The organism is Pseudomonas sp. MF7453 (genome assembly GCF_016405455.1).
Classification (GTDB): Bacteria; Pseudomonadota; Gammaproteobacteria; order Pseudomonadales; family Pseudomonadaceae; genus Aquipseudomonas; species Aquipseudomonas paralactis.
In genome coordinates, this window is sequence record NZ_JAEKCN010000014.1 from 236,081 (window position 1) to 245,529 (window position 9,449).

Below are 9,449 nucleotides of genomic sequence, written 5' to 3' on the forward strand. Positions count from 1 at the left end.
ACTCTCCGATCGTTACTTGGGCATCTTGCGAAAGCCCACCGCCAAGCGGTTCCAGCTGTTGATGGTGGCGATGGCGACGCTCAGGTCGACTTGTTCCTGTGGGCTGAACTGCGCAGCCAGGGCGTTAAAGTCTTCGTCCGGGGCGTGGGTGTGGCTGAGCAGGGTCAGGCTTTCGGCCCAGGCCAGCGCGGCGCGTTCACGTGGGGTGAAAAATGGTGTTTCGCGCCAGGCCGACAAGGTGTACAGGCGACGCTCGGTCTCGCCGCCCTTGCGCGCATCGGCGGTGTGCATGTCCAGGCAGAACGCGCAGCCGTTGATTTGCGAGACGCGCAGGCGCACCAGTTCCAACAGCGGCAATTCGATGGAGAGTTTGCCCACCGCCGCTTCCAGCGCGAGCATGGCTTTCATGGCGTCCGGGGAGGCGGTATAGAAATCGGTACGGGTTTGCATGGTGAATCTCCAGAACGTTGGGATAGGTGCGCAGAGTAGTCAGCCCAGCGTTCTGGAGAAATAGCCAATCCGGACGAAGAACAGGTGACCAATCTACAGGCCGCGGTTCCTCAGCCATTGGATGAAGCCCTTCTTGACCGGTACCACAGGTGCATCTTCGGTCAGGGCCTGGGCGGCATGGCGGCGGAAATCCAACAGCGCCTTCATGGCTTCGCCGATATCATGCCGGGCGTCCAGGCACGGCTTGAGGTATTCATTTTCGATGCGGTAGAGCGTGCAGTAGGTCTTGGCCGAAAAATCCGCCAGTGCCGCCTGATCGGAGAGGATGCCGGACTCACCGATCACCTCCCCCGGGCCCATGCGCCCAGCCTCGAACTTGTGCCCGTCCTTGATCAACAGCACCGAGACCACGCCGGACTCGATGATGAACAGGTGATCACTGACCTCCCCCGCCGCCAGGATCATCTCACCGGCGCGGTAGGTATGCAGGGTCATGTTCTGGCTGAAGGTGTCTTTTTCTTCCTGACGCAAGGTGGAAAAAATCGACGAGCGCTCCAGCAATGCGCGGGCGCCAGGCACCGCAGGCGGCGTGCTGCCTTCGGTGGCAGACAACAGCCCCACACCCGCCGCCTGCAAATGCCGGTAGGCCAGATCGTAAAGCAGGTTGCGGGTTTCGCGCTTGAGGCCCATGGCCGGTACAAACCCGCTGATCTCATATTCCACGCCGCCGCTGGTGGAGGCCTTGAATGCCACGCTCGGGGCGGGTTGGGCCAGCAACGGCCGGCAACCCTGCATCGCACGCTCCAGGGCCTCGATCACGGTTTGCGGGCGCGCATGGGGACTGACTTGCAGGCTGACCGCCAGGCCGAACATGTCCGCCGGGCGCGAGAAGTTGATGATCTTGGCCTTGGCCGCCAGGGAGTTGGGGATCACCGCCAGGCTGCCCTGGGAGGTTTGCAGGCGCGTGGCGCGCCAGTCGATGTCGGTGACGCGGCCTTCGGTGCCGTCGATGGAGATCCAGTCATCGATCTGGTAAGGCTTGGTGGTGTTGAGGACGATCCCGGAAAACACATCGCTCAAGGTGCTTTGCAGCGCCAGGCCGACGATGATCGCCACGGCGCCGGAGGTGGCCAGCACGCCCTTGACCGGCAGGTCGAGCACGTAGGCCATGGCGGCGATGATCGCGATCAAAAAAATCACCGCGCCCATCAAATCCTGCAACAAACGCCCGGTATGGCCGACCCGCTGCATCATCACTGCGCCGAGCAACACCGTAAGGGTACGCGCCGCAAACAGCCACCAGCCGATCTGCAACGCCGTGGCGGCGAGGTGCAAGGTGGTGTCATCGGCATAGGGCGCCGCTTGCATGGGGTTCATGCCGTCGTTGAACAACACGGCACTGAATACCGCAAAGATCACCAGCCGCGCCGCCAGTTTCCAGTTGGCCAGGCTGGGGGAAATCAGGCGCCACACGGCGATGTCGATCAGGATCAACGCCATGGCGCACAACATCGGGTGATCAGCGATAAATGAGGGCATCCAGGCGACTCCAGGGCGAATGCCGAGAAGATCGCATGAAATCAGAAACCTGGAAACAAAATGTAGGAGCTGGCTTGCCTGCGATGCAAACACCGCGGTGTATCAGCTACACCAGGGTGATGCTATCGCAGGCAAGCCAGCTCCCACAGGAGGTTGCGGTGAACCGTCAGGCGTGCATTTGCCCGAACTGGCCCGACTGGAAGTCGGCAAATGCCTGGTGAATCTCCTGCTCGGTATTCATCACGAACGGACCGTGGCCGACGATAGGCTCGTCGATGGGGTCGCCGCTGAGGAGCAGCACCTTGGCGTCGTCATTGGACTCCAGGGTGACCTGATCACCATCACGTTCGAACAATGCCAGTTGCCCTTGACGCGCGACTTCTTCGCCATTGATCAACAACGTGCCTTTCAACACGACCAGGGCCGTGTTGCGCCCGGCGTGCAGGTCCAGCGTCACCGCTTTACCGGCGTTGAGGCGCAAGTCCCACACATCAATCGGCGTAAAGGTACGGGCCGGGCCTTGAGTGCCTGCGAATTCACCGGCGATCAGGCGCAATTGCCCCGCGTCGTCAGCCAATGGCAGCACCGGAATGTCGCCATCCACGATGGTCTGGTAACCGGCATCCGCCATTTTGTCCTTGGCCGGCAGGTTGACCCACAGCTGCACCATTTCCAACGCCCCGCCGCTACGGGCGAAGTCTTGGGAGTGAAACTCTTCGTGCAGAATACCCTTGGCTGCGGTCATCCATTGCACATCGCCCGGGCCGATTTTGCCACCGGCACCGGTGGAGTCGCGGTGTTCGACTTCACCGTCGTAAACGATCGTCACGGTTTCGAAACCACGATGCGGATGCTGGCCGACGCCGCGACGCTGTTCAGTCGGGGTGAATTCGGCCGGGCCTGCATGATCCAGCAACAGGAATGGGCTGATGTGCTTGCCCATGGTGTCGTAGGAAAACAGCGTACGTACCGGAAAGCCGTCGCCGACCCAGTGGGCGCGGGGGCTGGTGTAGATACCAATCAGCTTTTTCATGGTGTACCTCCAAAGTGAGTACACCTTAAATCGTCTCACTCTTGAACACTAGCCGGTAAAAGTAGCCCTGATCGTTCTACATATAGAACAATGCTTTAACCTGTGGGAGCTGGCTTGCCTGCGATGACGGCCTGCCAGGCGATATCTATCTACCTGACACCCCGCGGTCCAAACTGTGGGCGGGCTTGCTCGCGAAGGCGGTCTGGCAGTCATCACAGTTGGATTGTGTACATATCCATTGCTGCGGTAACGGCCACTTAGGGTTCCGCCTGACGGCGGGTCATCAGGGACAGACACTCCGCTTTCACGAACAAGCCCACTGGAGAACTGCGCACAGCTGACGGGGGCTATCAGGGGGCTGGATTAATTTATATTTCAACCATAATATAAGCAAAAATTACGCCCGTAATTTTTTTGCACAATGGTTTCCGGAGTTCGCCATGCCCCCTCTCCCCCTGCGTCTTCTCACGCCTCTGGCTCTGCTGGTAGTCCTCAGTGGTTGTAACAGCAAGGCCGACAGCGCCGCCCAGGCGCCCACATCGCGCCCGGTGCTGGCCGTCAAAGTCGAAGCAGCCGGCACCCAGCAAAGCGCCTATACCGGCGTAGTGGCCGCGCGCACTGAAAGTGACCTGGGCTTTCGGGTCAGCGGCAAGGTGATCGAGCGCAAGGTCGACCCCGGCCAGCACGTCTCCCGTGGCGACACTCTGTTGGTGCTGGACATCGGCGACTTCGAACTGGCGCTGCGCTCGGCAAAAAACCGCGTCAACGCCGCCCAGGCCCAACTGCGCCAGCGCCGTGATGATGAAAACCGTTACCAGCGCCTGGCCAGTACCGGCGCGGTGTCACGGCAGATCTTCGACCAGTCGGCCACTAACCTGCGCGTCGCCCAGGCCGAACTGGCCGCGGCGCAATCGGATGCCAGCCAGATCGAAAACCGTCGCACTTATTCGGTCCTCAAGGCCGATGGCGACGGCATCATCACCGACGTGCTGGCCGATCGCGGACAAGTGGTGGCCGAAGGGCAAATCGTGGCGCGCCTGGCCCATGACGGCGCCCGCGAAGCCATCGTCAACCTGCCGGAAAACCAGCGTGATCTGGCCACGCAAAAAGCCCTGGCGTTTCCCTTTGGCGCAGCCGACCAGGCCGTGACCGCCACCCTGCGCGAACTGTCCGCCAGCGCCGACCCGGTCACCCGTACCTACCGCGCACGTTACGTGCTGCAGGGTTCGGTCGAGCGTTTCGCCCTCGGCTCCACCATCACCGTGCGCCTGCAAGGTAACGGCCAGCCCCAGCAAACCCGCGTGCCGATTGGCGCCTTGCAGGATGCGGGGCAAGGCACGGGGGTCTGGCTGATTGGCGATGATCAAAAGATCAGCTTCGCCCCGGTGAAAGTCGCCAGCCTCGGCCAGGAAGACGCCTTGCTCGACAGCGGCGTAACACCCGGCCAAACCATCGTCGCCCTCGGCGCTCACCTGCTGCACAGCGGCGATACGGTGCGCTTGCTGCCCGCCCAGGCGCTGGCCCTCAACCGTCAGCAGGGTCAATGAGTATGCGCGGGATCAACCTCTCCGAACTGGCCGTCAAACATCGCGCCGTCACTCTGTTTTTGCTGATTGCGATCCTCGTCGCCGGGGTCTTCGCGTTCGGCAAGCTGGGCCGCGCCGAAGACCCTTCGTTTACCGTCAAGGTCATGACCATCACCGCCGCCTGGCCCGGCGCCACTGCCCAGGAAATGCAGGAACAAGTGGCCGACCGCCTGGAAAAACGCTTGCAGGAACTGGACTACTACGATCGCGTCGAGACCATCGCCCAGCCGGGTTTTGTGTCGATGCGCATGACTTTCCTCGAATCCACCCGCCCGAGCGAAATCCAGGCGCTGTTCTATCAGACGCGCAAAAAGCTCAGCGACGAAGCCGCACAACTGCCCAAGGGCGTGATCGGGCCTTTTTTCAACGATGAATATTCCGACGTGTACTTTGCGCTGTACGCCCTGGAAGCCGAACACCTGCCCCACCGCCAACAGGTGCAAATGGCCGAGGAACTGCGCCAGGGTTTGCTCAACCTGCCGGGGGTGAAGAAGGTCAATATTCTCGGCGAGCAGGCCCAGCGCGTGTTTGTGGAGTTTTCCTATGAGCGCCTGGCAACCCTGGGCATCAAGCCCGAACAGATCTTCGCCGCCCTCGCCGCGCAAAACGCCGTGGCGCCTTCAGGCTTCGTCGAGACCGCCGGCGCCCGCGCCTACATCCGTATCGACGGTGCCTTCGACAGCCTCACGCTGATCGAAAACGTACCCCTGCAAGTCAATGGGCGCGTGCTGCGCATCGCCGACGTAGCGACTGTGAGCCGCGGTTATGAAGACCCGCCCAGCTACCGCATCCGCCACCAGGGCGACCCCGCGCTGATGCTGGGCGTGATCATGGAGAAACACTGGAACGGCCTGGAACTGGACAAGAGCCTGCTGGCCCAGGAAGCCAAGATCCAGGCCGACCTGCCGCTGGGCGTGAACTTCGCCAAAGTCTCCGATCAGGCGAAAAACATCAGCCTGGCGGTAAATGAATTCATGCTCAAGTTCTTCGTGGCCCTGGCCGTGGTGATGCTGATCAGCCTGCTCGCGCTGGGCTTTCGCGTGGGGCTGGTGGTGGCGGCTGCCGTACCGCTGACCCTCTCGATCGTGTTCGTGATCATGCTGGTCACCGGCCGTGAATTCGACCGCGTAACCCTCGGGGCATTGATCATCTCTCTGGGCCTGTTGGTGGACGACGCGATCATTGCCATCGAGATGATGGTGGTCAAACTCGAAGAAGGCTTTGACCGCATCCACGCGGCCACCTACGCCTGGAGCTCAACGGCGGCGCCGATGCTGACCGGGACTCTGGTGACCATTATCGGTTTCCTGCCGGTTGGCTTTGCACGCTCCGGGGCGGGCGAATACGCCGGGAATATCTTCTGGATCGTTGGGTTCGCGCTGATTTCATCCTGGCTGGTGGCCGTGGTGTTTACGCCTTACCTGGGCGTGAAGTTGTTGCCGCACATCAAGCCAGTCCCCGGCGGGCATGATGCGATTTATGCCGGGCGCTACTACCAGAAACTGCGCAGCCTGGTGGAAGCCTGCGTGCGCGGGCGCTGGCTGGTGACCGGCATGGTGGTGGCCGCGTTCGTGGTGTGCGGCCTGGGTATGGCGGTGGTGAAGAAACAGTTCTTCCCGGACTCCGACCGCTCGGAGCTGATTCTGGAAGTGTATATGCCACCCGGCAGCGCCTTTAAAAGCACCGAAGCGGTGGCGGCGCAGGTGGAGAAGGCGCTGTTGCAAGAGCCGCAAACCAGCATGGTCGACACCTATGTGGGCGGCGGTGCGCCGCGGTTTTTCCTGTCGTTGAACCCTGAAATGCCCGACCCGGCATTTGCCAAGCTGATTGTGCAAACCCCGGATTCCCACGCCCGCGACGCGCTGAAACTGCGGATGCGCGAGCGCATTGCGGCGGGCGAATTTCCGTCGGCGCGGGTACGGGTCACGCAGTTGGTATTTGGCCCACCGGTGCCGTTCCCGGTGGTGTTCCGCGTCTCCGGGCCGGATCTGAATGTGCTGCGCGGGCTGTCTGAAGACGTGCGTCAGGTCGTGGCCGGCAACACGCTGACCAGAGACACCTTCCTCGAATGGGGCGAGCGTGCCAGCGGTTATCGCCTGGTGCTGGACCAGGATCGCCTGCGCTTGCTGGGTTTTACCCCCGACGAGGTCAAATCCCAGCTCAACGCCCTGCTCAGCGGCAACCCGATCACCGAAGTGCGCGAAGGCAACCGCACCGTCTCAGTGGTGGCCCGCGCCCAGGGCAGCCAACGCGAGGACCTGGCCAACCTCAACAACATGACACTGACCAACAGCGCCGGTACGTCGGTGCCGCTGGCCCAGGTCGGGCATTTCAAGGCGGTGATGGAAGAACCGATCCTCAAACGCCGCGACCGCGCCACCACCGTGGAGGTACGCGCCGATATCATCGACGGCGTGCAACCGCCCGATGTGGAAATGGCCGTGTACAAAGACCTGCAACCGCTGATCGCCAAGCTGCCCAGCGGTTACAAAATCGACATCGGCGGCCCGGTTGAGGAAAGCGCCAAGGCCAACGTGGCCCTGGCGGCGCTGTTCCCCATCATGATCCTGCTGACCCTCACGGTGATCATGTTCCAGGTGCGCTCGTTCGGCGTGATGTTCATGGTGTTCGCTACCGCGCCTTTGGGCCTGATTGGTGCAGTGCCGACCTTGTTGCTGTTCAACCAGCCGTTCGGCTTCAACGCGATTCTCGGGCTGATCGGCATAGGCGGCATCCTGATGCGCAACACGCTGATCTTCACCGACCAGATCCGCCAGAACCAGGATCACGGCATGGCAATTCGCGAGGCCATCATCGAAGCCACCGTGCGGCGCGCGCGGCCGGTGATCCTTACCGCACTGGCGGCGGCGCTGGCGTTTATTCCGCTGACGCTGTCGGTGTTCTGGTCGTCGCTGGCTTATGTGCTGATTGGCGGTGTGCTGGTGGGCACAGTGTTGACGCTGTTGTTCCTGCCGGCGCTGTGCAGCCTGGTGCTGCGTGACAAGGTTGCTGAAACTTCCCACGTAAGCGCCGGATAAGCTCTACTCCCCTGCCCTGAAAACCTCTGCAAAGTCCCTCGCCTGATCAAACAGTGCGAGGGATTGCAGATGGTTGTTTTCGTTAGCGCCCAGATTTTCTGGGCTGTCTCTTGATTCCGGCGTTCGCCAGCTTTGTGTTGGCCCCCATGGATCCCAAGGCGCCGGATGTCACTCGCGTTTTAGCGGACTTTCGCACCTGCCTGAACACGTTCGACGCGTGGGCCGACAGCCTGTTGAGTGGTTCGGCACTTGCCGTGGAGCAGGTGTTCAAGGTTGGGGAAGATGTCGCACTGGTCGCGCCGGCCTCTTCCGACAAGCCCAGCCGTACCGTCGCTCAATGCAAAGCCCAGGGTGGGTTGACCCTGATGCATCTGTTCGAAAGTACCCGGTTTGTACCCATCGGCAACACCCAGGTGACGCTGCAAGCCCTGGCTCGGGATGGCAGCCCAGTCGGCGCGCCACTCCACCGCACCATCGGCCCCAGCGGCATCCTTGAAGTCAACGACTGTACCCGCGACCAGCAGTACCAAATCACCTTTTACCCCAATGTCTCCAGGGATCACGTCAAGGCGCTGTATGCCTCTTACACGTCAGTGATTGCCGGGTTGGAAGCGGATCTGCGTAAACAGTGGGACGAGCGTTTCGAGCCTCAATGGGCAGACTTCGCCAAGGCCCCAGCCTACAAACGCAGCGGCATACAAAGTGTTGCCTTTGCTACCGGACTTGCCAAGGCGCTCTACAACCTGTGGGACAACATCACCGAGCTGTATGACCTGCTCGCGAACCTCAAATCCAACAGCGAAAAGTTGCTGAAGTACCTGTCCCAGGCCGAGCTGGATGCGCTGCTTGCGCTGGGTAAAGACACGTTGGCCAAGGGATTGTTGGTGCTCAGTGATGAGCCGCTGCTGTTTATCTACGTGGCAGCGGTGGTGGCCTGGATACGGATGTTGCCGCCGCCGGAAATGTACGAGCTGCTGGGTGAAATTACCGGCGAAGTGTTGATCAATCTGCTGCTGATCTGGGCCACGCGGGGTATTGGCGTAAAGCTGCGCCTGGGGGCGCAGGTGCTCAGTGGCGTCAAGTCCGGGCAAGCACGGGCGTTGCTGGAATTGCTGGCCAAGCAAGTCTCGGGGCCGCGGTTGGACACGCATGTCGAGGCCGCCAAGCCTGTGTTGCTCAATAGCGCAGCGGTGCCGGTTAAGGCAGTGCCGGTGGCGCCGTTGAAAGCGGGCGAAACGCTGGTTTCGAACCCGGTGCCGGTGGTGCGCAGCAAGACCCAGCGCACCACGTTGGTCCGGCAGGAACACGTCCATGATGCGCCTGCCGTGGCGTCGAATCCGAAGGGGGATGCGGCGGCGCCAGCGGACAAGACGGTCACGCATGGCTGCCCGGTGTCGATGGTCACCGGCGAGGAATTGCTGACTCTCACCGACGGCGTACTGGACGGGGTTTTGCCGTTTGAGTGGACGCGGCTTTATCGCACCAGTGCGGTGGAGCTGGATTGCGGGTTGGGGTTTGGCTGGAGTCATGGGCTAGCCCACCGGCTTGCGGTGTCGGGCGATTCGGTGGTGTGGACCGATCATGAGAATCGCTCGACTACCCTGCCCTTGCCGACTTCTGCTCGACCCGCGATTACCAACAGCCTGGCGGAAGCGGCGATCTACCTGGGCTCGGCGCCTGATGAGCTGGTGCTGGCCCAAGCGTCGCGGTTTTATCACTTTCGTAACGGTGTGTTGGTTTCCATCAGCGATGCGTATGACAACCGCCTGCGCATTTGCCGTGATCGATCTGGGCGGATTGAGC

The 9,449-nt window shown here is 61.7% G+C and carries 6 protein-coding genes; 3 read left to right on the forward strand and 3 right to left on the reverse strand.

Going from position 1 to position 9,449, the window contains the following annotated elements; translation table 11 throughout:
- Nucleotides 1–12: 12 nt before the first annotated feature.
- From JFT63_RS22155 to JFT63_RS22165, 3 genes are all read right to left on the reverse strand, one after another.
- Nucleotides 13–450 carry a carboxymuconolactone decarboxylase family protein gene (locus tag JFT63_RS22155; RefSeq protein ID WP_054896576.1) on the reverse strand — a complete coding sequence of 146 codons (438 nt, stop codon included), beginning with the start codon at nt 448–450 and terminating at the stop codon, nt 13–15.
- A 93-nt stretch (nt 451–543) separates the two neighbouring features.
- Complete coding sequence (locus JFT63_RS22160) at nt 544–1,989, reverse strand: mechanosensitive ion channel domain-containing protein (protein ID WP_198844770.1); 1,446 nt, start codon at nt 1,987–1,989, stop codon at nt 544–546.
- Between the two features lie 166 nt (nt 1,990–2,155).
- The gene (locus tag JFT63_RS22165) at nt 2,156–3,022 is read right to left on the reverse strand and encodes a pirin family protein (protein WP_198844771.1); all 867 of its coding nucleotides are present in this window, start codon (nt 3,020–3,022) and stop codon (nt 2,156–2,158) included.
- 440 nt (nt 3,023–3,462) lie between these two features.
- On the opposite strand from JFT63_RS22165, the gene JFT63_RS22170 reads away from it, so the two are divergent.
- The 3 genes from JFT63_RS22170 to JFT63_RS22180 all read left to right on the forward strand — a co-directional run.
- Entirely contained in the window at nt 3,463–4,569 is a 1,107-nt protein-coding gene (locus JFT63_RS22170; protein ID WP_057704707.1) for an efflux RND transporter periplasmic adaptor subunit, read from the forward strand.
- Nucleotides 4,570–4,571: 2 nt separating this feature from the next.
- Nucleotides 4,572–7,646 (forward strand): efflux RND transporter permease subunit, encoded by a 3,075-nt coding sequence (locus JFT63_RS22175; protein ID WP_198844772.1) that lies wholly within the window; start codon nt 4,572–4,574, stop codon nt 7,644–7,646.
- Between the two features lie 146 nt (nt 7,647–7,792).
- A partial coding sequence (locus tag JFT63_RS22180) for a DUF6531 domain-containing protein (protein WP_442963720.1) occupies nt 7,793–9,449 on the forward strand: 1,657 nt, incomplete at its 3' end.

Coding starts and splice junctions, on each gene's coding strand:
- JFT63_RS22155 (WP_054896576.1), bottom strand. CDS start 450: ATGCAAACCCGTACCGATTTCTATACCGCCTCCCCGGACGCCATGAAA.
- JFT63_RS22160 (WP_198844770.1), bottom strand. CDS start 1,989: ATGCCCTCATTTATCGCTGATCACCCGATGTTGTGCGCCATGGCGTTG.
- JFT63_RS22165 (WP_198844771.1), bottom strand. CDS start 3,022: ATGAAAAAGCTGATTGGTATCTACACCAGCCCCCGCGCCCACTGGGTC.
- JFT63_RS22170 (WP_057704707.1), top strand. CDS start 3,463: ATGCCCCCTCTCCCCCTGCGTCTTCTCACGCCTCTGGCTCTGCTGGTA.
- JFT63_RS22175 (WP_198844772.1), top strand. CDS start 4,572: ATGCGCGGGATCAACCTCTCCGAACTGGCCGTCAAACATCGCGCCGTC.